Source organism: Fructobacillus tropaeoli (genome assembly GCF_001047135.2).
Classification (GTDB): Bacteria; Bacillota; Bacilli; order Lactobacillales; family Lactobacillaceae; genus Fructobacillus; species Fructobacillus tropaeoli.
This window is the reverse complement of sequence record NZ_DF968158.1, coordinates 1-385: the sequence shown is the minus strand read 5'-3', so window position 1 is coordinate 385 and position 385 is coordinate 1. Positions and strand designations below refer to the sequence as shown.

1 pseudogene is annotated in these 385 nt (G+C 38.2%); it reads right to left on the bottom strand.

Annotation, left to right across the window (positions count from 1 at the left end):
- Positions 1–385 (bottom strand): annotated as a pseudogene (locus AOQ32_RS08815) (hypothetical protein); the annotation flags it as partial.

The following is a 385-nucleotide window of genomic DNA, read 5'->3' as shown; positions in this document are numbered from 1 at the left end:
ACGTCTTTTGCAAATTGTGCTTGCTGCAAGTCTTGTTGAGCTTTATTGTTTGCAGACGTTGCGTCTGCTTCTTCACTTTGCTTTTGATTAAGTGTTTGTTGAGCTTGGTCTTCAGTCTTTTTGTTTGCATCAACATTGTTTTGTGCAGTTTTGATTTGATCAGGAAGTGTTAAATCTTGAGCTTGTTGCTTTTCTGCAAGGTTTGCTTTTGCTTGGTCTGCTTGTGTTGTTGCGTTTTGAACGTCTTGCTTTGCAGAGTCTACGGCTTGAATGTTATTATTAACCTCAGTCTGAGCTTGTTCAACGTTAGCTTTTTCTGTTTCAGCTTGATTGTTCAATTGATTTAACGTATCAGTATCATGAGATACTTGGTTTTGCGTTTGGT